The organism is Pseudomonas sp. RIT288 (genome assembly GCF_000631985.1).
Lineage (GTDB): Bacteria > Pseudomonadota > Gammaproteobacteria > Pseudomonadales > Pseudomonadaceae > Aquipseudomonas.
The window spans coordinates 24,738-46,581 of sequence record NZ_JFYN01000014.1; the positions used below are offsets into that span (position 1 = coordinate 24,738).

At 60.9% G+C, this 21,844-nt stretch carries 16 protein-coding genes; 8 read left to right on the plus strand and 8 right to left on the minus strand.

Going from position 1 to position 21,844, the window contains the following annotated elements; translation table 11 throughout:
* Window positions 1-76 precede the first annotated feature (76 nt).
* Window positions 77-1,423 carry a class II 3-deoxy-7-phosphoheptulonate synthase gene (locus BW33_RS15240; protein WP_047599848.1) on the minus strand — a complete coding sequence of 449 codons (1,347 nt, stop codon included), beginning with the start codon at window positions 1,421-1,423 and terminating at the stop codon, window positions 77-79.
* Between the two features lie 153 nt (window positions 1,424-1,576).
* Here BW33_RS15240 and BW33_RS15245 point away from each other — a divergent pair, with 153 nt between their 5' ends.
* A complete protein-coding gene (locus BW33_RS15245; RefSeq protein WP_047599849.1) occupies window positions 1,577-2,332 on the plus strand; it encodes a spermidine synthase in 756 nt (251 codons plus the stop codon).
* A 126-nt stretch (window positions 2,333-2,458) separates the two neighbouring features.
* Here BW33_RS15245 and BW33_RS15250 read toward each other — a convergent pair whose 3' ends face one another.
* A complete protein-coding gene (locus BW33_RS15250) occupies window positions 2,459-3,250 on the minus strand; it encodes a crotonase/enoyl-CoA hydratase family protein (RefSeq protein ID WP_047599850.1) in 792 nt (263 codons plus the stop codon).
* Between the two features lie 423 nt (window positions 3,251-3,673).
* Here BW33_RS15250 and BW33_RS15255 point away from each other — a divergent pair, with 423 nt between their 5' ends.
* On the plus strand, window positions 3,674-5,347 hold the full coding sequence (locus BW33_RS15255; RefSeq protein ID WP_047599851.1) for a DEAD/DEAH box helicase: 1,674 nt from the start codon (window positions 3,674-3,676) through the stop codon (window positions 5,345-5,347).
* 173 nt (window positions 5,348-5,520) lie between these two features.
* Here BW33_RS15255 and BW33_RS15260 read toward each other — a convergent pair whose 3' ends face one another.
* A complete protein-coding gene (locus BW33_RS15260) occupies window positions 5,521-6,288 on the minus strand; it encodes a DODA-type extradiol aromatic ring-opening family dioxygenase (RefSeq protein ID WP_047599852.1) in 768 nt (255 codons plus the stop codon).
* 104 nt (window positions 6,289-6,392) lie between these two features.
* Here BW33_RS15260 and BW33_RS15265 point away from each other — a divergent pair, with 104 nt between their 5' ends.
* On the plus strand, window positions 6,393-7,040 hold the full coding sequence (locus BW33_RS15265; protein WP_047599853.1) for a thiopurine S-methyltransferase: 648 nt from the start codon (window positions 6,393-6,395) through the stop codon (window positions 7,038-7,040).
* 192 nt (window positions 7,041-7,232) lie between these two features.
* On the opposite strand, the gene htpX is transcribed toward BW33_RS15265, so the two are convergent.
* Together htpX and BW33_RS15275 are read right to left on the minus strand one after the other, a co-directional pair.
* A complete protein-coding gene (gene htpX / locus BW33_RS15270) occupies window positions 7,233-8,120 on the minus strand; it encodes a protease HtpX (RefSeq protein WP_007964827.1) in 888 nt (295 codons plus the stop codon).
* 304 nt (window positions 8,121-8,424) lie between these two features.
* Window positions 8,425-9,636 (minus strand): pyridoxal phosphate-dependent aminotransferase, encoded by a 1,212-nt coding sequence (locus BW33_RS15275; RefSeq protein ID WP_003226761.1) that lies wholly within the window; start codon window positions 9,634-9,636, stop codon window positions 8,425-8,427.
* Between the two features lie 223 nt (window positions 9,637-9,859).
* Here BW33_RS15275 and msrB point away from each other — a divergent pair, with 223 nt between their 5' ends.
* The 3 genes from msrB (at window position 9,860) to BW33_RS15290 (ending at window position 11,360) form a co-directional block, all read left to right on the plus strand.
* Complete coding sequence (msrB, locus tag BW33_RS15280) at window positions 9,860-10,255, plus strand: peptide-methionine (R)-S-oxide reductase MsrB (protein WP_047599923.1); 396 nt, start codon at window positions 9,860-9,862, stop codon at window positions 10,253-10,255.
* Window positions 10,256-10,416: 161 nt separating this feature from the next.
* The gene (locus tag BW33_RS15285; RefSeq protein ID WP_047599854.1) at window positions 10,417-10,902 is read left to right on the plus strand and encodes a glutathione peroxidase; all 486 of its coding nucleotides are present in this window, start codon (window positions 10,417-10,419) and stop codon (window positions 10,900-10,902) included.
* Window positions 10,899-11,360: a MarR family winged helix-turn-helix transcriptional regulator gene (locus BW33_RS15290; RefSeq protein ID WP_047599855.1), complete on the plus strand. Its 462-nt coding sequence runs from the start codon at window positions 10,899-10,901 to the stop codon at window positions 11,358-11,360. The genes BW33_RS15285 and BW33_RS15290 overlap by 4 nt, the downstream gene beginning before the upstream one ends.
* On the opposite strand, the gene BW33_RS15295 is transcribed toward BW33_RS15290, so the two are convergent.
* Complete coding sequence (locus BW33_RS15295) at window positions 11,344-13,665, minus strand: hybrid sensor histidine kinase/response regulator (RefSeq protein ID WP_047599856.1); 2,322 nt, start codon at window positions 13,663-13,665, stop codon at window positions 11,344-11,346. The genes BW33_RS15290 and BW33_RS15295 overlap by 17 nt on opposite strands.
* A 165-nt stretch (window positions 13,666-13,830) precedes the next feature.
* Here BW33_RS15295 and BW33_RS15300 point away from each other — a divergent pair, with 165 nt between their 5' ends.
* Together BW33_RS15300 and BW33_RS15305 are read left to right on the plus strand one after the other, a co-directional pair.
* Window positions 13,831-14,721, plus strand: coding sequence for an ATP-binding protein (locus BW33_RS15300; protein WP_047599857.1), 891 nt, complete (start codon window positions 13,831-13,833; stop codon window positions 14,719-14,721).
* Window positions 14,718-15,200, plus strand: coding sequence for a GAF domain-containing protein (locus BW33_RS15305; protein WP_047599858.1), 483 nt, complete (start codon window positions 14,718-14,720; stop codon window positions 15,198-15,200). The genes BW33_RS15300 and BW33_RS15305 overlap by 4 nt, the downstream gene beginning before the upstream one ends.
* Here the strand turns inward: BW33_RS15305 and BW33_RS15310 are convergent, their stop codons facing one another.
* The gene (locus BW33_RS15310; RefSeq protein ID WP_047599859.1) at window positions 15,201-18,146 is read right to left on the minus strand and encodes an HD domain-containing phosphohydrolase; all 2,946 of its coding nucleotides are present in this window, start codon (window positions 18,144-18,146) and stop codon (window positions 15,201-15,203) included. It lies immediately after the preceding gene.
* A 48-nt stretch (window positions 18,147-18,194) separates the two neighbouring features.
* The gene (locus tag BW33_RS15315; RefSeq protein ID WP_047599860.1) at window positions 18,195-21,839 is read right to left on the minus strand and encodes a transporter substrate-binding domain-containing protein; all 3,645 of its coding nucleotides are present in this window, start codon (window positions 21,837-21,839) and stop codon (window positions 18,195-18,197) included.
* Window positions 21,840-21,844: the final 5 nt, after the last annotated feature.

Genomic DNA, 21,844 nt, shown 5'->3' on the forward strand with positions numbered 1-21,844 from the left:
AGCCTTCGGCAGCTCCTACAGGGATACAGGTCAACCCATATGGGAGCCAGCCTGCTGGCGATGGGGGCGACTCGGTCTAGCGGCGGACTTGTTTCAGGGTTTCCGCAATCAAAAACGCCAGTTCCAGCGACTGGTCGGCGTTCATCCGCGGATCGCAGTGGGTGTGGTAGCGGTCCGACAGTCCGTCTTCAGTGATCGGCCGCGCGCCACCGATGCACTCGGTGACGTTCTGCCCGGTCATCTCGATGTGAATCCCGCCGGCATAAGTGCCTTCGGCTTCGTGCACCTGGAAAAACTGCTTCACTTCGCCAAGGATCTGCGCGAAGTCGCGGGTCTTGTAGCCGCTGCTGGCCTTGATGGTGTTGCCGTGCATCGGGTCCGAGCTCCACAGCACCTGCTTGCCCTCACGCTGCACCGCGCGGATCAGTGCCGGCAGGTGATCGCAGACCTTGTTCGCACCCATGCGCGCGATCAGGTTCAGGCGGCCCGGATCGTTGTCCGGGTTGAGCACGTCGATCAGGCGGATCAGATCATCCGGGTTCATGCTCGGGCCGACTTTCACCCCGATCGGGTTGTTCACCCCGCGCAGAAATTCGACGTGGGCGCCGTCGAGCTGACGGGTGCGGTCGCCGATCCACAACATGTGCGCCGAGCAATCGTAGTAATCGTTGGTCAGGCTGTCGCGACGCACGAAGGCTTCTTCGTAGTTCAGCAGCAGCGCTTCGTGGGCGGTGAAGAAACTGGTTTCGCGCAGTTGCGGCGAACTGTCCATGCCGCAGGCGCGCATGAACGCCAGGGTCTCATCGATGCGGTCGGCAAGATGGCTGTATTTTTCGGCCAGTGCCGAGTTGGCGATGAAATCCAGATTCCACTTGTGCACCTGATGCAGGTCGGCAAAACCGCCCTGGGCGAAGGCGCGCAACAGGTTCAGGGTGGCGGTGGACTGGTGATACGACTGCAGCAGGCGCTCCGGATCCGGCACGCGGCTCTTTTCGTCGAAACCGATACCGTTGACGATGTCGCCGCGGTAGGCGGGCAGGGTCACGCCGTCAATGGTTTCGTCGTTGGCCGAGCGCGGCTTGGCGAACTGGCCGGCCATGCGCCCGACCTTGACCACCGGGCAACCGGCGGCGAAGGTCATGACGATCGCCATCTGCAGCAATACTTTGAAAGTGTCACGAATCTTCGCTGCAGAGAATTCGGCAAAGCTTTCCGCGCAATCGCCGCCCTGCAGCAGGAACGCCCGACCCTGAGTCACTTCGGCAAACTGACGGCGCAGCTCGCGCGCTTCGCCGGCAAACACCAGCGGCGGATAGCTGGCCAGGGTCTGCTCGACCTGGCGCAGATGCGCCGCGTCAGGGTATTGGGGTTGTTGCTGGATCGGCAGGGCGCGCCAGCTGTCAGGGCTCCAGGGTTGGCTCATCACGGTCTCTGATTGGTTCTTCGCAGGGGAAGCCCATGGTAGCAGCAATTAGTGCGTGACCTGCTCCCGCCCCATCACCGACAATCGCCGCTTTGCCACGGCGCCGGAGCGGTGCCATCGCGTCACCGCGCCCGGTGACCATCAGGAGACGAAATGACTGAGGAGCGCGTCGAGCTGTTGCTCGCCGAGGTACAGGATGAGTTCGGCGTGATTCGCGTGCTGGAAGTGGCCGATTACCGCTTTCTGGAATTTGGCGATGCCATCGAACAGAGTTGCGTGTTCACCGCCGATCCGAGCTGGCTCGAATACGACTACACCCGGGCGATGCTGATTGGCGCGTTGTGCCATGAGCAACCGGAGAGCGCGCTGTTTCTCGGCCTCGGTGCCGGCACGCTGACCCAGGCCTGCCTCAAGTTCCTGCCGCTGGAAGACGTCGAAGCCATCGAGCTGCGCCCGGACGTGCCGCGCCTGGCCATCGAGTATCTGGGGCTGGATGACGACCCACGCTTGTACATTCGAGTCGGCGATGCGCTGGAGTTGCTGCCGACGGCCGAGCCTGCGGATCTGATCTTTGTCGACCTCTACACCGACGTGGGGCCGGGTGTCGGGCATCTGGCCTGGAGTTTTCTCGGCGACTGTCAGAAGCGCCTGAATCCGGGTGGCTGGCTGGTGATCAACCAGTGGGCCACCGATGATGGCAAGCCGTTGGGTGCAGCGTTGCTGCGCGGGCTCTACCACCGGCATTACTGGGAGCTGCCGGTGAAAGAGGGCAATGTGATTCTGATTGTGCCGGCAGATCTGGATCAGGTGCTCGACATGCAGGCCCTGACCGCCCGCGCCGAAGCGCTGGCGCCGCGATTGGGATATTCGTTGCAGTCGTTGATCAACAGTATCCGCCCGGCCACTTGAGTTTTCAGTCAAGGCCTTGTTGGCCGATCCGGCCCTATCGCGAGCAGGCTCACTCCTACATTGGAATGCGTTTTCCCTGTAGGAGTGAGCCTGCTCGCGATAGAGCCCTGACAGGCGCCATCATTCTCAGATCCCTTTGAAGACCCCGGGGCGCCGCTCCACCAGCGACCTCACTCCCTCCTTGGCATCTTCACTCCCCAGCAACTTCTTCACCAGCGCCGGCAACCCCTGTGCCGCCGCCGTCTCACCTTCATACCGCGCCTGCCGCGCCGACATCAGCGTCGCCTGCACCCCCAACGGTGCCTGCCGGGCAATCCGCTCGGCCAGTTTGATCGCCCGTGGCAACAGATCCTCGCTGGCCATCACTTCCTGCACCAGGCCCAGGTGCAGCGCATCATGCGCATCGAACTCGTCTCCGGTCAGCAGCCAGCGCATCGCGTTGCCCCAGCCGGCCACCTGATGAAAGCGTAAAGTCGCGCCACCAAAAGGAAAAATCCCACGCTGCACTTCCATTTGCGCGAAGCGGGTATTGCTCGCACACAGGTTGATGTCGGCGGCCAGCATCAACTCGATGCCGATGGTCAGGCAGTAGCCTTGCGCGGCAACAATCACCGGTTTACTCACTCGCGGTCCGACGAAAACACCCCACGGGTCGCAACCACCGGTCGGAACCTGCCAACCTTCGGTGAGGGCAGCGCTGGCATTGAGCAGATCCAGACCGGCGGTAAAGTGCTCGCCATGCCCGAACACCACCGCGACCCGCGCTTCACTGTCGGCCTCGAACTCACCGTAGGCCAGGCTCAGCTCATTGAGCAGATCAAGGTCGAACGCGTTGCGTTTGGCGGCTCGGTCAAGGCCGATCAAGTGGACATGACCACGACGTTCACGGCTGACGCGGCCGGGGCAGGGCTGATTCATGGGGAGATCCTCGGGCGGGAAGGGCGGGTGCAGCGACGGTATGCCGCACATCGGTGAATCGTTTAAGCGTCATCGCCCGCAAGGCCGGGCCTTTGAAAAATAGACCTTCGCACGATTATCCGCAAAACCCCGTCAAACAGCGCTGACACACGGATTCAGGCGATAAAAAAAGCTCCCTTTTTGGGCAAAATCCGGTATAGTGCGCGCCGGCCTTTAACCGGGCCGCGTTTAGGTAGCGCAATTTCCCGAAGTCAGCTTCGGCTGCACGTCCGCATTGCGGGCTCTTCCCGGACGATTCTTTTTTTCATTCATTCGTTTTCGCAAATCCCCGCCGACAAAGCTGCCAGGGCGACTCTAGAGTCTCAACACGGCATGCGCAGCTTTGGAGCATGGGTCTTTGCGGATGCACTTAGAGGCAGACCCATGACCCAGGAAACCGGCGGATTCGCCGCTTTTAATCTTAACCCGAATATTCTTGCAGCCGTCGCAGCGACCGGCTACGAAGAGCCTTCGGCGATTCAGCAGCAATCGATCCCGATCATCATGGCCGGCCAGGACATGATTGGCCAGGCGCAAACCGGTACCGGTAAAACCGCCGCGTTCGCACTGCCTATTCTGCACCGCATCGATCCTGCCAAGCGCGAACCGCAAGCCCTGATCCTGGCGCCAACCCGAGAGTTGGCGCTGCAAGTAGCAACCGCTTTTGAAACCTACGCCAAGCAAATGCCAGGCGTCACCGTTGTAGCCGTTTACGGCGGCGCGCCGATGGGCCCGCAACTCAAGGCTATCCGTAATGGCGCACAGATTGTTGTCGCTACCCCGGGCCGTCTGTGTGACCACCTGCGTCGCGACGAGAAAGTCCTGTCGACCGTGAACCACCTGGTTCTCGACGAAGCTGACGAAATGTTGAAACTGGGCTTCATGGATGACCTGGAAGTCATCTTCAAGGCTCTGCCAGCGACCCGTCAGACCGTTTTGTTCTCGGCTACCCTGCCGCAGTCGATCCGCGCCATTGCCGAACGCCATCTGCGCGATCCGCAACACGTCAAGATCCAGACCAAGACCCAGACCGTTACCGCGATCGAACAGGCTCATCTGTTGGTTCACGCTGACCAGAAGACCTCTGCCGTTCTCAGCTTGCTGGAAGTGGAAGACTTCGACGCGCTGATCATGTTCGTGCGCACCAAGCAGGCGACTCTGGATCTGGCCAGCGCCCTCGACGCCAAAGGCTACAAAGCCGCTGCGCTGAACGGTGACATTGCCCAGAACCAGCGTGAGCGCGTGATCGACTCGCTGAAAGATGGCCGCCTGGACATCGTTGTGGCGACCGACGTTGCTGCCCGTGGTCTGGACGTTCCGCGCATCACCCACGTATTCAACGTGGACATGCCGTACGACCCGGAATCCTACGTGCACCGTATCGGCCGTACCGGCCGTGCCGGCCGCGAAGGTCGTGCGCTGCTGCTGGTGACTCCGCGTGAGCGCCGCATGCTGCAAGTGATCGAGCGTGTCACCGGTCAGAAGGTTGCCGAAGTGCGTCTGCCGGACGCTCAGGCTGTTCTCGATGCACGCATCAAGAAACTGACCAACAGCCTGTCGCCGCTGGTCGCTGATGCCGAGTCGACTCACGGCGAACTGCTGGATCGCCTGACTGCCGACATCGGTTGCACTCCACGTGCTCTGGCTGCAGCCCTGCTGCGCAAGGCGACCAACGGTCAAGCGCTGAACCTGGCTGCGATCGAGAAGGAACGCCCACTGGTGCCGAACAACGCACCGCGTGGCGACCGTCCTGAGCGTTCCGGTGATCGTCCTGAGCGTGGTGATCGCGAGCGTCGCGCGCCAATGCCTCTGGGCGAAGGTCGTGCCCGTTGCCGTACCGCGCTGGGTGCGCGTGACGGTATCGCCGCCAAGAACCTGCTGGGCGCCATCCTCAACGAAGGTGGTCTGGCTCGCGAAGCAATCGGTCGCATCCAGGTGCGTGACAGCTTCAGCCTCGTCGAGCTGCCGGAAGATGGTCTGGACAAACTCCTGACCAAGCTGAAGGACACTCGTGTCGCTGGCAAGCAGCTGAAACTGCGTCGCTACCGCGAAGATTGATCCGCCCTTGGGCTGATTGATCGAACATAAAAAATCCCCGACTGGTTCGGGGATTTTTTTTGCTTGTCTTTCAAGATCAAAAGATCGCAGCCTGCGGCAGCTCCTACAGGGGGGAACGCATTCTGAAATGTAGGAGCTGCCGCAGGCTGCGAACTTTGCTTTTGCTGTTGCGTTTATCCGAAACGATAAATATCCATGCCTAATGCACCCATCGTGAACCCCTGGTGCGCCACACTGAACTCACCCCCGGCACCGCGGGCGAAATACAACGGCAACAAATGCTCATCACTCGGATGGCTGCGCACCGCTTGCGGTGCCTGCTGACGGTAGTCGTGCAGTGCTGCCTCATCATCGGCCGCAAGCTTGTCGATCATCCAGTCACGGAAGTCCCGTGCCCATGGCTCGACGCTTTCCGGGCCGGCGTGCCAGTCCAGTTCGCGCAGGTTGTGGGTGATGCTGCCGGAGCCGATCAGCAAAATGCCCTGAGCACGCAGGCTCGCCAACGCACGTCCGACTCGGGTTTGCAGTGCCGGGCCGCTGCGGCTCGGCAGCGAGACCTGCACCACCGGGATGTCCGCCTGCGGGTACATCAGAGACAGGGGCACCCATACGCCGTGATCGAACGGTCGTTGTGGATCAAGGCGTGCCGACAGATCAGCAGCATTCAGCAGTTGGGCAACTTCGGCCGCCAGTTGCGGATCGCCCGGTGCCGGATATTGCACCTCAAACAGGGCGCGGGGAAAACCGCCGAAGTCGTGCCAGGTTTCTGGGTGCGAGTTGCTGCTGACCAGCAACTCCTGGCTTTCCCAATGCGCGGAGACAATCACGATGGCTTTCGGCCGCGGCAGTTCGGCAGCCAGACGCGCCAGAGCCGGGCCACTGGCGCCGGGTTCCAGGGCCAGCATCGGTGAGCCGTGGGAGATAAACAGGCTGGGAAACATGGAAAGGTTCCTGAGCGGTAAGATGGCCTCATCTTCAGTCAGATCAATGATCTAAATCTAATATAAGTTTTAACGCCTTTTGATCGAATTTTTTGGGGTGATGCATGCAGCCTGAGTTTTGGCACAAGAAGTGGGAATCCAATCAGATCGGCTTTCATCTGCCTGAGGTGAACCCCTATCTGCAGCGTCACTGGGCGGTACCGGCAACGGCGCGAGTGCTCGTGCCGTTGTGTGGGAAAAGTCTGGATTTGGCGTGGCTGGCCGGGCGCGGGCATCAGGTGCTCGGAGTGGAATTGTCGCAGAAGGCCATTGATGACTTTTTCAGTGAGCAGCAGGTAACGCCGCAGGTCAGCGAGAAGGGGCTGTTTAAGGTTTATCGCGCCGATTCCATCGAATTGTGGTGCGGTGATTTCTTCGCCCTGACAGCTGACGATGTAGCGGACTGCGCTGCGTTGTACGACCGGGCAGCGCTGATCGCCTTGCCGTCAGCGATGCGTGAGCGCTATGCGGCGCATCTGCAACAAATCCTGCCGCCAATTGTGCGAGGCTTGTTGATTACACTGGATTACGATCAGACGCAGATGCCAGGGCCGCCGTTTGCAGTGAGCGATGATGAGGTGCAGCGCTTGCTGGGTGGCGCCTGGCAGGTGCGGATGCTGGATGAGCAGGATGTGCTGGGGGAGAGCTGGAAGTTTCTGCAGGCGGGGGTGACGCGGTTGGAGGAGCGGGTTTACCGGGTTTCTGGACAGTAGCAGGCAGTGCCGGCCCTATCGCGAGCAGGCTCACTCCTACAATGATTTGTTGTGAATCGCGAATTGTGTGAGTGCCACAGAACCCTGTAGGAGCGAGCCTGCTCGCGAAGAGGTCATCAGCAACAACCATTATTCGTATGTATAAAAAAGGCCCGCATCACTGCGGGCCTTTTCGTTACTGCGCCAGTCGAATCAACCGCGACGACGCAGCGCGTCGATACGCTCTTCCAGCGGCGGGTGGCTCATGAACATGCGGGCAAAGCCCTGTTTGATGCCACCGTTGATGCCGAAGGCGTTCAGGGTGTCCGGCATGTGCACCGGCAGGCCCTGTTCAGCGCGCAGGCGTTGCAGCGCACCGATCATCGCGTTGGTACCCGCCAGACGTGCGCCGGCTTCGTCGGCACGGAATTCGCGCTTGCGCGAGAACCACATGACGATGGCGCTGGCGAGGATGCCCAGGACTAGTTCGGCGAAGATCGTTGCCACGTAGTAGGCGATGCCCTGGCCTTCTTCGTTCTTGAAAATCACCTTGTCGACGAAGTTGCCGATGATCCGGGCGAAAAACATCACGAAGGTGTTCACCACGCCCTGGATCAGCGCCAGGGTGACCATGTCACCGTTGGCCACGTGACCGATTTCATGGGCCAGAACGGCTTTCACTTCATCCGGCGAAAAGCGCTCGAGCAGGCCCTGGCTGACCGCGACCAGCGCGTCGTTCTTGTTCCAGCCGGTAGCAAAGGCGTTTGCTTCGTAGGCCGGGAAAATACCGACTTCGGGCATCTTGATCCCGGCTTCGCGGGACAGTTGCTCGACGGTTTGCAGCAGCCATTGCTCATGCCGGGTACGTGGCTGGCTGATGATCTGGGTGCTGGTGCTCATCTTCGCCATCCACTTGGAGATGAACAGCGAGAACAGCGAACCGGCGAAACCAAAGACCGCACAGAAAACCAGCAGCTGACTTAGGTTGAGATCAACCCCGTTGGCCGCCATGAACCCGTTGAAGCCAAACAGGCTCAGGGTGATGCTGGCTATCAGCACGACCGCCAGGTTAGTGGCCAAAAACAGCAGGATGCGCATCATGGTTGTAGAAATCTCCTCAAGCTAAAGATGTAGCGTACTGCGGGGTATATAAGGTGCGGCACCGGGCGATTCAACCGAGTGACTATTTCAAACTGTGTCCTACAGCGGATTCCAGGGTCTGCAGGTCATTGCTTACGACCGAAACCGAAAGGGCTGACAGACAGTCGCCACCCGCCGCCACTACGCCAGAGGCGTGTCAGCCATACGAATCGCAAGTGTAGAAGGCGCAGCGAGGTGGAGAGTGCAGAAGTGTTGCTGAATCAGACAGTGCGCAACGTTCGGGCCGTTGCGCACCGTTGACCGGTTACTGGCGGTAGGACTTGAGGAAGTTGCCGATGCGTCCGATGGCCATCTCGAGATCGTCGACACGGGGCAGGGTTACCACGCGGAAGTGATCCGGCCACGGCCAGTTGAAGGCCGTGCCTTGCACCACCAGCAGCTTCTCGGAGAGCAGCAGGTCGAGGACGAATTTTTCGTCGTTGTGGATCGGGCAGACCTTCGGGTCGATCCGCGGGAACGCATACAGCGCGCCCATCGGCTTGACGCAGCTGACACCCGGAATATCGTTGAGCAGCTCCCAGGTGCGGTTGCGCTGCTCCAGCAGGCGACCTTGCGGCAGCACCAGGTCATTGATGCTCTGATAGCCGCCGAGGGCGGTCTGGATCGCATGTTGGCTCGGGACGTTGGCACACAGGCGCATGTTGGCCAGCATGTCGATGCCTTCGATGTAGCTCTGGGCATTGTGTTTCGGCCCGGAGATGGCAATCCAGCCGGAGCGGAAACCCGCCACGCGGTAGGATTTCGACAGACCGTTGAAGGTCAGGCACAGCAGATCCGGCGCCAGCGAAGCGGTGCAGATGTGCACGGCGTCGTCGTAGAGGATCTTGTCGTAGATCTCGTCGGAGAACACTACCAGGTTGTGCGCGCGGGCGATTTCCAGCATGCCCAGCAGCACTTCCTTCGAATACACCGCGCCAGTCGGGTTGTTCGGGTTGATGATCACCATGGCCTTGGTGTTCGGAGTGATCTTGGCCTTGATGTCGGCCAGATCAGGGAACCAGTCGGCGCCCTCGTCGCACAGGTAGTGCACGGCATTGCCGCCGGCCAGGCTCACGGCGGCGGTCCATAGCGGATAGTCCGGGGCCGGTACCAGCACTTCGTCGCCGTTGTTGAGCAGTGCCTGCAGCGACATCACGATCAGCTCGGACACCCCGTTGCCCAGGTAAATGTCTTCGATGCCAACACCTTCGACATTTTTTTGCTGGTAGTACTGCATCACCGCTTTACGGGCGCTGAACAGACCTTTGGAGTCGCTGTAGCCCTGGGCGGTCGGCAGGTTGCGGATCACATCCTGAAGAATTTCGTCCGGCGCTTCGAAACCAAACGGCGCCGGGTTGCCGATGTTCAGCTTGAGGATGCGCTGGCCTTCCTCTTCCAGACGTTTGGCGTGCTTGAGCACCGGGCCGCGAATGTCGTAGCAGACGTTGGCGAGCTTGTTCGATTTGCTGAACTGCATGGCGATGTGATCCCGAAAATGAACGATCCAGACGGTGAATGGACAACCGTACTGGGATTCCTGCGTCTTCGCACAGGCGGAGCCTTGCGCCGTGGCGCCGAGAATCCGTTTGAATGCGCCCGGTCTGGCTGCCAGACTGGCGTGTGACGAGGCGCAATCATACGTGCCACCCGATCCGTGGAAAAGGTACAGATCGGGCTTTTTCAGCCGCTGAGGTGTGATGATGGAAAAGTTGGAAAAAACCCTGGAAGAATGGCGGGAGATGCTCGACCCCGAGCAGTACAACGTATGTCGCCTGAGCGCCACCGAGCGACCGTTCTCTGGCAAATACAACGACACCAAGACTGACGGCGTTTATCACTGCGTCTGCTGCAATGAGCCGCTGTTCGATTCCAAGACCAAATTCGATTCCGGCTGCGGCTGGCCGAGCTTCTACGCGCCGATCGGCGAAAGCGCCATGACCGAAATCCGCGATACCAGCCACGGCATGATCCGCACCGAGGTCAAATGCGCTCGCTGCGATGCGCATCTGGGCCACGTGTTCCCCGATGGCCCGCCACCGACCGGCCTGCGTTATTGCATCAACTCGGTGTGCCTGAATCTTGAGCCGCGCGAATGAACTGCTCGCTTGACCGGCTCGCTTGATCCACCGTGTAGGAGCTGCCGGAGGTTCGGGCCGCGTTCGGCAGCTCCTACAGGGGTATTTGCAATCAATTAAATTGCACACAATTTAATTGCTCGCTATGTTTGACCTTTCCCGATAACCCGTGGAGCCGTCTCATGAGCGACAACCTGCTGAATATTCCTGTCACCACCATCAAGGGTGAGCAAAAGACCCTGGCCGATTTCGCCGGCAAGGCCGTTCTGGTGGTCAATACCGCCAGCAAATGCGGCTTCACCCCGCAGTACAAAGGCCTGGAGGAGTTGTGGCAGACCTACAAGGATCAGGGCCTGGTGGTCCTGGGGTTTCCGTGCAATCAGTTTGGCAAGCAGGAGCCGGGCAACGAAGGCGCGATCAGCGAGTTCTGTGAGCTGAACTACGGCGTGAGTTTCCCGCTGTTCAAGAAGATCGATGTCAACGGTTCTGAAGCGCATCCGCTGTTCGTGCAGTTGAAAAAGCGCGCTCCGGGTCTGCTCGGCTCCGAGGGCATCAAGTGGAACTTCACCAAGTTCCTGATCGGCAAGGATGGGCAACTGGTCAAGCGTTTCGCCCCGACCACCAAGCCGCAGGACATCAGCGGCGAGATCGAAGCCCTGCTCAAATGAACAGCCTGCCCGACGATTCGCTGAAGCTCGACAGTCAGTTGTGCTTCAAGTTGTATGCCGCGTCCCGGGCGGTGATTCGCGCTTACAAGCCGATGCTCGAGCAGCTCGGCCTGACCTACCCGCAGTACCTGGCGATGCTGGTGCTGTGGGAGTGGCAGGACAGCGCGCCGGAGCAACCGACGGTCAAGGCTTTGGGCGAGCGCCTGGCGCTGGACTCCGGCACCCTGACGCCGTTGCTCAAGCGGCTTGAACAATTGCAGTTGGTGCAGCGCCAGCGTTCGGCGCGCGACGAGCGTGAAGTGCATCTGAGCCTGACCTCCCAAGGTCAGGCGTTGCGCGAGCAGGTCGGGCCGCTCAAGGCGCGGTTGTTGTGCGACAGCGGGGTGGACCTTGATCGGCTCAACGATTTGCGTAACGGTCTCGATCACCTGCTGGGGCAGATCAAAGCGCTGACGTAGTCGGAATCCACTGGTCGAGCAGGGCCGCCAGCTCTTCGCGGCGGAACGGCTTGGCCAGGTAATCGCTCATGCCGGCCGCACGGCAGCGCTCGCGTTCCTCGGACATGGCGTTGGCGGTCAGCGCGACGATCGGCAGGTGCGGCCAACGCCCGCTCTGGCGAATCTGCCGGCTCGCTTCGTAGCCGTCCATCACCGGCATGTTGCAGTCCATCAGCACCAGATCGAATTCATCGTGCTCCAGTTGATCCAGCGCTTCGGCGCCGTGGGCGGCGACCACCACATCGCAACCGAGCTTGCCGAGCATGCCTTTGGCCACCAGTTGGTTGACCGGGTTGTCTTCCACCAGCAGCACCCGTCCGCGGCGTTGGACTGCCAGGCTCTCGAGCTGCGCATCGTTGATCGTGGTGATGTCCGCCAGCAGGATGCGCCGCAGGATCTGATACAGCGCGTTGCGCGCCAGTGGTCGGGCCTGTTGCTGCAGTGGCGCCAGCGCGACGGCCTCTTCGCTGGGCATGAAGCTGCCATAAGCGGTGACAACGAGAATCGGCGCGCTGAGGGTCGGGCGCAGACTGAACAGGCATTCCGGGCAATCGGTGATCAGCAGATCGGGTGACAGGCCCAGCAACGGGTCGTCCATCGTGCGCTGTTCATAAGTCACGCCCCACACCGGCAACAATGTCTTGAGCAGTTCTGCGAGGCCGCTGCTGGCAGCGGTGATCGCCAGTACCTTGCCGTGCAGCGGCGGCGGCATGACCGCACGGGTATGGCATGGCAGCGGCAGTTCGGCGCAGAACTGGCTGCCGAAACCGGCCTCGGAACTGATGGTCAATCGGCCTTGCATGGCCTCGCACAGGTTGTAGGTCAGTGCCAGGCCGAGGCCGGTGCCGCCGTACTGTCGGGTGATACCGGCGCCGGCCTGGGTGAACGGCTGGAAGATTTTCACCTGGGCTTCCTGGGCGATGCCGATGCCGGTGTCGCAGACCTCGATGCGCACCCCGTCGTCATGGGCTGACAGACGCACATCGACCCGGCCGAAGCGGGTGAACTTCAGGGCATTGGACAGCAGATTGCTGACAATCTGCCGAACCCGGGTCGGATCCCCCAGCACCAGCGCCGGGAAATGCGGGTCGATCAGGCAGGTCAGTTCGACGCTGGGCGCGGCGTTCTGCGACAGCAGGTTGGCGGTGTCCTCGATCAGTGAGCCGAGATCGAACGGGATGTGTTCCAGCTCCAGTTGCCCCGCATCGAATTTGGACAGGTCGAGAATATCGTTGAGCAGCTCCACCAGCACCTTGCCCGAGTCGTGGGCAATCGACAGCTGTTGCTGCTGCTCGGCATTCAGCGGCCCGTCGAGGGACAGGGCGATCATCCCCAGCAGGCCATTGAGCGGGGTGCGAATCTCGTGGCTCATGTTGGCGAGGAATGCCGAGCGCGCTTCGGCCATGTCCAGTGCGGTGCTGCGGGCGACTTCCAGTTCTTCGTTGGACTGGCTGAGCCGGGTATTGATGGCCTTGAGCTCGGCGGTACGGGCCGAGACGATGTGCTCCAGTTGCCCGAGGTAATCGGTCAGGCGGTTTTCGGCGTTGCGGCGTTGCTGGATTTCCGTGGCGATATTGTCGAACTGCTGGTTGGCGACTTTGACCAGTACACCGATCTCGTCGTTGGCGTGGCCGGCCGGACATTCCAGGGTGGTCGGTTCTGCGCTGCGTGCGTCACGCGCGCTGAGTTCCCGGATCAGGCGCACCAGTGGCTTGGTCAGCATCACGTAGAACAGCGCCAACAGGATGCCGGTGAGGATCAGGCTGCGGGCAAAACCGTTGAGCAGAGTGACTTCGGCGCGACGCAGGAACCGGCTGCCGAACGCGTAGGTGTCGACCTCAAGACTCAGCGTGCCCAGTGATTCTTCGGGCAGGTGGTCGAGGTACAGGCGGTCTTCGAACTGGCGCTTGGCGCCGAACATGAAGTCGCTGATCACCCGATAACCGCTTTGCAGCTCCGGGCGTTTGACGTTGGCCAGGACATTGCCGTTGTTGTCGGTCAGTTGTGCCGAGATGATCGCCGGCGAACGCAACAGGCCCAGGGTCAGTTCCTGCGCCAGTTCCGCGTCGATGTTGTAGGCGATACGCGACGCCGGATTGTGGCTGATTTCCAGCAAAGACAGGATTTCACGGTTGATGGAGGCGTCTTCGCTGGCATAATCGATGCCGATTTGCAGCAGGCTGAGCAGCGTGCCCAGAATGAACCCGACCAGCACAGTGAATCTGGCTTGTTTGTAAGACAGCCGGTGGGTGAATTTGATATCCATGGGGTGTTGAACCACTTCCGTTTCCCTTCGCTGCTCAAGCATAGTCGATCATGTATGGATACCGAGGTTCCCGAATCGCCTTGTAACAAGGCCTGAGCGGGGATGGAGGTCTGTCTGTCGTCGCTGGATCGACATCATCACTGTGAACGTGCCCGAGGAGAAGACGTGGATTCCCGATTGAATGCTTTTCTTGAACGTGCCGAGTCGGTTCTGGCGCGGATCGAACCCTTGCTGCCGGCGGCGCGTCCGCTGATCGACTGGGAAACCTGCCTGGCGGCGCGCTGGCAGCGTGACGGGCGCAGCGGGTATTTGCTGCCGCTGGAAGTCAGCCTCGACATGCGCCTGTCCGACTTGATCGGTGTCGACCGTCAGTTGGAACAACTGGGCCGCAACACCCAACAGTTTCTCGATGGCATGCCGGCCAACCATGCGCTGCTCTGGGGCTCGCGCGGCACCGGTAAATCGTCGCTGGTGCGGGCGCTGCTGGCCGAACACGCCAAGGCCGGCCTGCGTTTGATCGAAATCGAGCGCGACCATCTGGCCGACCTGCCGCGCGTGGTCGAGCAGATCGCCAAACTACCGCAACGCTTCGTGCTGTTCTGCGATGACCTGTCGTTCGAGTCCGGCGAAGGCGATTACCGCGTGTTGAAAAGCGTGCTCGACGGTTCGCTCGAGCAGGCACCGGAAAACGTTTTGCTGTACGCCACTTCCAACCGCCGCCATCTGGTGCCGGAAAAGGAAAGCGACAACGAAAACTGGAAACGCGTCGACGGCGAACTGCATCCGAGTGAGGCGGTGGAAGACAAGATCGCCTTGTCGGACCGTTTCGGCCTGTGGCTGTCGTTTTATCCGTTTACCCAGGAACATTTCCTCAACGTCGTCGAACACTGGATCGGCCAGTTGGCCGCCAAGGCCGGTTTGAGCTGGCAGCGCGACGAAGCACTGGACATCCTCGCCGTGCGCTGGGCAACCGGGCGCGGCAATCGCAACGGACGTTGCGCGTACCAATTCGCCCGTTACTGGGTGGGACTGAAATTGCTGGAGCACAAGGCATGATTGATTTGCAACAAAGCGGCCAGGGCCTCGAAGGCTATGGCATGTTGGCCGCACAACTGGAATCGCTGCTGGCCGACGAGCGCGATTTCATCGCCAACGCCGCGCAGTTTTCGGCGTTCCTGTTCAATCAGCTCGACGATTTGAACTGGGCCGGTTTCTACCTCAATCGCAACGAGGAACTGGTGCTTGGCCCGTTTCAGGGGCAGATCGCCTGTGTGCGCATTCCGTTCGGTCGCGGTGTATGTGGCGCGGCAGCGGCCAGTCGGCAGACCCAGTGCGTTGAAGACGTGCATGCGTTCCCCGGTCATATCGCTTGCGACAGCGCCTCCAACAGCGAGCTGGTAGTGCCACTGGTCAAAGACGGTCGGTTGATCGGCGTACTCGATCTCGACAGCCCGAAACTGGCGCGTTTCGGCACCGACGATCAGGCCGGTATCGAGCGACTGGCGGCGATCTTCCTGCGTCTGACCGACTGCTGATCAGATGCTCAGGCCAGCCTTGCGCAGCAAGCTGGCCGGATCCACCGCATCGATCTGGCGCGGATCGAGAAACCGCACGGCGTACTGCATGTACACCCCGTCGTTGATGAACAGCGCAAACAGCTCGGGGTCGATGTGCGCCTCGCGGGACATGGTGGCCATGATCCCCAGGGCTTCGCTCAAGGATTTGGCCTTCTTGTACGGTCGATCCGCCGCTGTCAGCGCCTCGAAAATATCGGCAATCGCCATCATCCTCGCCGGCAGGCTCATGTCCTCGCGCTTCAGACGTTTGGGATAACCGCTGCCGTCCATCTTTTCGTGATGACCACCGGCAATTTCCGCAACGCTGTCCAAGTGACCGGGGAAGGGCAGGTGGCTGAGCATCAGAATCGTCTGCACCATGTGGTGATTGATGATGTAGCGCTCCTCGCGAGTCAGCGTGCCCCGGGTAATGCTCAAGTTGTAGAGTTCGCCGCGATTGTATTTATGACGCGGCACATCCAGTTTGAACCCCCACGGATTGTCTTCCGGAATCAGTTCGCTGTCGGCGCGTTCGATCAGGTGTTCGGGCTTGTCCGCCAGCAGTGGCTCGCTGACCGGCAGATTCGCCGCCGGCGTTTGCGCCTGGCGGCGGTTTTCCTCCCATGACACCCCCAGTCGATCATCAAGGGTGCGCGTCCAGCGGCGCTCGGCGATTCGCTCAAGGCGCTGCAGATCGACGGGTGCCATGGCCTCACCGCCCAGATTGCAGCGGGCAACAAAGGCAAAGTCATCGTCCAGCTCTGTCAGCGTGGCGTCACGCAGTTCGCACAGTCGCGCCTCGTTGCCGCCCAGCGCCAGTGCCTGCCAGTAGCTGATCCAGGCATCGCGCTTGAGCACTTCGAAGCGGGTGCGGATTTCGTGGATGCGATCGTTGAGGGTTTCCAGTTTGGTCGCCTTGTCGACGACATACTCCGGCGTCGTGACCTTACCGCAATCGTGCAGCCAGGCCGCGATGTGCAGGGCTTCCCACTCATCTTCGCTGGGCTGATAGCTCTGGAACGCCGGCGCCTGGCTGGCGGCCGCGGCCTGCGCGAGCATCAGGGTCAGTTCCGGCACGCGCTGGCAGTGGCCGCCGGTGTACGGACTCTTGGCATCGATGGCGCCGGCCAGCAACTGAATGAACGCGTCGAGCAACTGCTTCTGCTTCGCTTGCAGGCGCTGACTTTCGATACTCACCGCCGCCGCGCCAGAGACTGCTTGGAGGAAGGCGATGCGGTCCGGGCGCAGTTTCTCCAAGTCCTGAGCGCTGCCGCTGTCGTTGATCAGCAAAAGCAGCAGGCCGATGGTTTCGTTGTGGCGGTTGCGCAGGCGGATTCCGATCAGGTGGATGCGCGGCGACGTCATTGCCAGCAACACTTTCTGCAAGTCCCCGGCCTGTTCGAAGCCAAGGCTGCTGACCACGTTGTCAGCGTTGATCAGTTGCCGGAACCACGCCGGCCCTTGATCGGCCAGGAGATCCCGGCCCAGTACAGCGAACTCGCCCGGCTCGTGCGAGGCACCATCAATGACCAGTCCGTAAGGCTCCATCCGGTTGCCATCGCTTTCGCGCAGATAGATCAACCCCGCCTGCGCCTGGGCGATTTGCACCGTTTCGAACAGCACCCGTTGCAGCAGCGGGGCGAAGCGGGTTTCGGCGCACAGACTGTCGGTGATGCGGAAGAAACTGCCGAGTGTTTCCTTCATGCGGGCCATCGACAGGCTCAACTGATCAACCTCCAGGACCGGCGAGCGACGGGCGACCGGAAAGTTGAAATCGAAGCTGCGAATCGCGTCGGCTTCCTTGACCAGCGCATGCAGCGGCTTGACCAGAATCCGTGAGGTCAGCCAACCCAGCGGCAGGCACAGCAGCAAGGTCGCCAGGGTGATCAGTGCACCCTGCCAGCGCATGCGGTAGGCGTCGACCAGCAACTCATCCTCTGGCACCAACAGGGCCATTTGCAGACCTCTCGGCCCACCCTCCTGCAAATCGCTGCGGGCGACGATCCAGTGGCGGCCATCGACGTTCAGCCGTTTGCCCTGATGCGTGGTGGACAGTAACGCGTGCAGGTTCGGGCTCAGATCGGCGGCCTTGGCCAGGCGTGCGCTGCTGTCATCGACAATCAGGCGGCTGCTGTCCGGATAGGCTACGGCATTGCCATCGGCATCGAACAACACGATTTCGGTGGAGGGGGTGACCACGTGTTTGAGCAAGGTGGCCGAGAGTGCTTCCAGCGTCAGGTCGGCACCGATCACGCTGGTTGCGCTGCTGCGTCGTGCCAGGGTAGTGCCCACGTTGTGTGTGGAGAAAAACACATAGGGCTCGGTGGTGATCTGATCACCCTGTTGCAGGGCGTTGGTGTACCAGTTGCGAGTGCGCGGGTCGTAGCGGTCGTCGGGATTGTCCTGGCGTCCGACGAGTGTCAGCGCCTGGTCGAAGAATAGCGACTGCGACGACGCAGCGCCGCTGGCATCGTGCTCGATGCTCCAGACCTGATAGGCCGACGTCGGCGGCGCCTTGAGCAGGGTTTTCAGGGCGCTGGTCCGCAGCGGCCGGACCATGAAGAAGTCGCCGTTGCTGTAGCCCAGATACAGCGAAGCGAGATCGGTGTTGTCCTTGAGTGACTGACTGAACGGCTTGAGCAGCGCCAGACGCTGTTGCAGGTTCGAGGCCCCGGCCGCCTGGTTGTCGGCCAGCAGGCTGAGCAGATGACGGATCGGTTCGTAGGTTGAATGCAGGTCCAGGCGCACGTCCTGTTCGATGCGATTGAACAGGTTTTCACTGCTAGACAGGATGATCCGGGTGGTCTGGCGATAATTGAACAGCCCCAGCACGACACCTGTCAGCAACAGCAGAAAGGTGAACATGACGCTGATGTGCACGTGCAACGGGAACCGGCGTTGTTCCGGGCGCAGTGGGCTGGGCATTGCTGACTCTCCATTGAAGTAAACACACTGCTCAGCGTTCAAGCATAGTTAAGGCTCGGTCATTGTGCTTTCTGCGAACGGTTCCAATTGTTGCTGCAACGCCTGCTCCAGTTCGACCATCGCCGCATCGGTGGCCTCGATGCAGCGCACGATGGCCGGCACAGACGTGGTCTGCAGGCAGGCTTGTTCCAGCGCATCGCAGCAGACGATCAGACGCGAAGCCTGGGCGATCCGTGCGGCGCCCTTGATCTTGTGCGCCACCACCGCCAGTGCCTCGCGATCATTGTGCGGCGCCAGGGCCAGCAGCTCCTCGCGATCGAGGCGGCTGCTCTTGAGCAATTGCGTGAGCAGGCGCCGGGCTTGAAGCGGATTGCCGCCGGTCAATTGATGCAAGCCCTCGAGATTGAACGCAGGTTCAGGGGTTGCCGGTTGCAAGCCATTGACCCACTGGCTCAGCGCGCTGAGGCTCAGGGGTTTGAACAGGCAGTCATTCATGCCTGCCTGTTTGCAGCGCTGCACTTCCTCGGGTTGCGCGTTGGCCGTGAAGCCGAGGACCGTACAAGGCGGACGGCCCGTGCGTTGTTCTTCCTGACGGATGGCCGCCGCCAATTCGTAGCCATTCATCAGCGGCATGTTGCAGTCGGCGATGACCAGGTCGAATTCATCGTCCTGCCACTTCGCCAATCCGCTGCGACCTTCTTCGGCAAGGCTGAAACGGTGCCCGAGGAACTCCAGTTGCTGGCACATCAGCAGGCGATTGGCGGGGTGGTCGTCGACCACCAGAATATTCAGCGGCGCACCTGACACGCGGATCGGCGATTCGGTTTTCGCCATGGCTACCCTGCATGGCAGCGTTTGCAGCGGCAGCGACAGGCAGACCTGGGTGCCGATCCCCGGCTGACTGCTCAATTGCAACTGACCGCCCATCATTTCACAGAGGTTGCGGCTGATCACCAGCCCCAGTCCGGCGCCGCTGCGGGCCTGCTGGCGGCCACTGTCAGCCTGGGCGAACGGCTCGAACAGACGTTGTTGATCTTCAATGCTGATGCCGACGCCGGTGTCGTGGATCGTCAATTGAACGAGCGAACACTTGCCGGCAGCATTGGGCAGCACGTCCAGCGTGACCCGCACCTGCCCGCTCTGGGTGAATTTGATGGCATTGCTGATCAGGTTCGACAGGATCTGCTTGAAGCGCAGCGGATCCAGTTCCACATCGACTTCGAGTCCCGCAGGATTGACAGTCAGGGGCAGAGCGAGGTTTTTCTGACGAGCAAGGCCGTCGAAGATCCTTACCACCGAAGCGACGGTGTCGACCAGATTGACCCGCTCGGGAGTCAGGCTCAGGCGTCCGGACTCGATCCGTGCGATATCGAGGATGTCGCCGATCAGCCCCAGCAGATCCTTGGCCGAACAGTAGGCGGTTTCGATGGACGAGCGATCCGGCGCCTGATCGGTCATGCGTTCGAGCGTCAATTCGAGCATGCCGATAATGGCATTCATCGGCGTACGGATTTCGTGGCTCATGGTCGCCAGAAAGGTACTTTTCGCACGGTTGGCGTTGTCCGCCTGTTCCTTGGCGGTGCGCAGTTCATCGAACAACTGGCGGCGGTCACTGATATCGATCCAGCCACCGATGATCCCTTGTACATCGCCGCAGGAATCGCGGTAAGGCAGGATCCAGTGATAGATCGTCAGACGCCGGCCACCGATGTGCAACGGACGGTCGAGCAGCAGCGGCGTCCCCTCAGCCACAACCCGCTGGTAATCCGCCTCGAAGGCCTGGGCTTCGAAGGCATTGCTCAGGGTGCCTTGCATGACACTCTTGCCGATGACGTCTTCGCGTTTGGCGTTGAAGGCTTCGAGGTAGCTGTCGTTGCAGCTTTGCAGCAAACCCCGGCGATCGCGCACGTAGATCGGATGAGGTGTGCCGTTGACCAGTGAACGCATGAACTCGAACTGATCGTTGAGTGCCCGCTCGGCGGCCTGGCGTTGCTTGATCTGGCGCCGCATGTAGGCGTTCCAGATCAGGGACAACAACAGCAGCAGGCAGGCTGCGCCGATCAGTTGGTAAAACAGACGCTGATAGTGATGCCAGTTGCTTTGCGCAGCATTGGAAAAACCGCGCCAGCGGCTGTTGATGACCCCCAGCTCTTCGGGGCTGATGCTCAGCAGGGCCTTGTCGAGGATCGAGCCGAGTTCGCTGTTGTCACGGGCCGTGGCCAGCGAAAAGGCTGCCTGACGGGTGCCCAGGGTGGTGGTGATCTGTAACTGATGCTCGAAGATCCGCGACGAAATCAGATAGTTGGCGATCACCAGCGAGGCGACGGCACCATCGGCCTTGCCTTCGGCGAGCAAGGTCGCGGCGCCGAAGGTATCGGAGGTTTCGGTCAGGTGGATATCAGGGAACTCGCGACGCAGGTAGTCGGCCATGGGACTGCCTTGGGCAATCGCCAGGTATTTGTCCTTGAGCTGCGTCGGATGGGTCGGGCTGTCAGTGGATTTGCGGGTCAGCAGGACGAAGGAATTTTCCAGATAGGGACGGCTGAATTGCAGGGTCTTTTCCCGTTGCGGGCTGGGTAGCAACGCCGCGATCAGATCGGCCCGGTGCTGATTGATCTGCTCGACCATGTCATCGTCGCTGCGGCTGCGCACCAGTTCGAAACGCATGCCGGTGCGCAGGCGCAGCAATTCGAGCAGGTCTGCGGTGATCCCGCGCAGATTGCCGTCGCTGTCGAAGAACGTCAGCGGCGCGAACGCTTCGTTGACGACGACGCGCAGCACCGGATGCTGTTTGAGCCACTGTTCTTCGTGATGGGTCAATTGCAGTTTCTGGTCGGTCAGCAGGATGTCGCTGCCGGCGCTCCAGCGTTTGGCGATGCTGTCCCGTTCACTGGCCGGTATGGCCTGCAGTGCGGTGTTGATGATGGCCAGCAGTTGCGGGTTATCGGCGTGCACGGCAAAGCTGAAACCATGGGCTTCCTGTTTGCCGAAATTGGCCATGCGGATGTTGTTCAGATAGCCCTTGTTGATCATGTAGTGGGTGGAAATGGTATCGCCCAGAAACACGTCGGCCTGATCGAAAGCCACCGCGTTGATTGCGTTTTGATAGGACGGGTAGGACGTCAGGATGGCCTTGGGGTACAGCGCCTTGACTTCGTTCTGCGGCAGATAGTGATAGACCATGCTCAGGCGCAGTCCGGCCAGGCCCTCGGTGAGCGTGCGGGTTTCGTCTTCGCGGGTGACCAGTACCGGCTGGTCGATGGCGTAGGGGATTGAAAGCAGGATGTCGACGTTACTGGCCTCGAAACCGTTGGCGGTACCGAGCATATCGACCTGACCGGCTATCAGCGCGCGTACCGCAGCTTCCCGTGAGGCAAAGCGCTTGACCCGGACCGGCAAGCCCACAGCCTGTCCGAGCAGGCCGGCGTAGTCGGCGGTAAAGCCTTCGTAATCGCGACCGCTGGCGGTCATGTCGAACGGCGGATAATCCGGTGCGGAAGTGCCCAGTACCAGTTCGTGGCGAGTCTGTAACCATTGCCGTTGCGCGGGCTGCAGAGACATGGCCAGCGCTTCGTGGCTCGAACGGCTGCGCAGCACATAATCCTGCGCAGTGACGAGGTCGGCATATGCCTGAGAGGTCAGGCACAGGCTCGCACACAATATGGCGAGATAGATCTTTAAACGTCTGGGCATTCAGG

What these genes read in the sequence shown, in the direction of transcription:
- BW33_RS15240 (WP_047599848.1), bottom strand. Translation starts at nt 1,423, where the DNA reads ATGAGCCAACCCTGGAGCCCTGACAGCTGGCGCGCCCTGCCGATCCAG.
- BW33_RS15245 (WP_047599849.1), top strand. Translation starts at nt 1,577, where the DNA reads ATGACTGAGGAGCGCGTCGAGCTGTTGCTCGCCGAGGTACAGGATGAG.
- BW33_RS15250 (WP_047599850.1), bottom strand. Translation starts at nt 3,250, where the DNA reads ATGAATCAGCCCTGCCCCGGCCGCGTCAGCCGTGAACGTCGTGGTCAT.
- BW33_RS15255 (WP_047599851.1), top strand. Translation starts at nt 3,674, where the DNA reads ATGACCCAGGAAACCGGCGGATTCGCCGCTTTTAATCTTAACCCGAAT.
- BW33_RS15260 (WP_047599852.1), bottom strand. Translation starts at nt 6,288, where the DNA reads ATGTTTCCCAGCCTGTTTATCTCCCACGGCTCACCGATGCTGGCCCTG.
- BW33_RS15265 (WP_047599853.1), top strand. Translation starts at nt 6,393, where the DNA reads ATGCAGCCTGAGTTTTGGCACAAGAAGTGGGAATCCAATCAGATCGGC.
- htpX (WP_007964827.1), bottom strand. Translation starts at nt 8,120, where the DNA reads ATGATGCGCATCCTGCTGTTTTTGGCCACTAACCTGGCGGTCGTGCTG.
- BW33_RS15275 (WP_003226761.1), bottom strand. Translation starts at nt 9,636, where the DNA reads ATGCAGTTCAGCAAATCGAACAAGCTCGCCAACGTCTGCTACGACATT.
- msrB (WP_047599923.1), top strand. Translation starts at nt 9,860, where the DNA reads ATGGAAAAGTTGGAAAAAACCCTGGAAGAATGGCGGGAGATGCTCGAC.
- BW33_RS15285 (WP_047599854.1), top strand. Translation starts at nt 10,417, where the DNA reads ATGAGCGACAACCTGCTGAATATTCCTGTCACCACCATCAAGGGTGAG.
- BW33_RS15290 (WP_047599855.1), top strand. Translation starts at nt 10,899, where the DNA reads ATGAACAGCCTGCCCGACGATTCGCTGAAGCTCGACAGTCAGTTGTGC.
- BW33_RS15295 (WP_047599856.1), bottom strand. Translation starts at nt 13,665, where the DNA reads ATGGATATCAAATTCACCCACCGGCTGTCTTACAAACAAGCCAGATTC.
- BW33_RS15305 (WP_047599858.1), top strand. Translation starts at nt 14,718, where the DNA reads ATGATTGATTTGCAACAAAGCGGCCAGGGCCTCGAAGGCTATGGCATG.
- BW33_RS15310 (WP_047599859.1), bottom strand. Translation starts at nt 18,146, where the DNA reads ATGCCCAGCCCACTGCGCCCGGAACAACGCCGGTTCCCGTTGCACGTG.
- BW33_RS15315 (WP_047599860.1), bottom strand. Translation starts at nt 21,839, where the DNA reads ATGCCCAGACGTTTAAAGATCTATCTCGCCATATTGTGTGCGAGCCTG.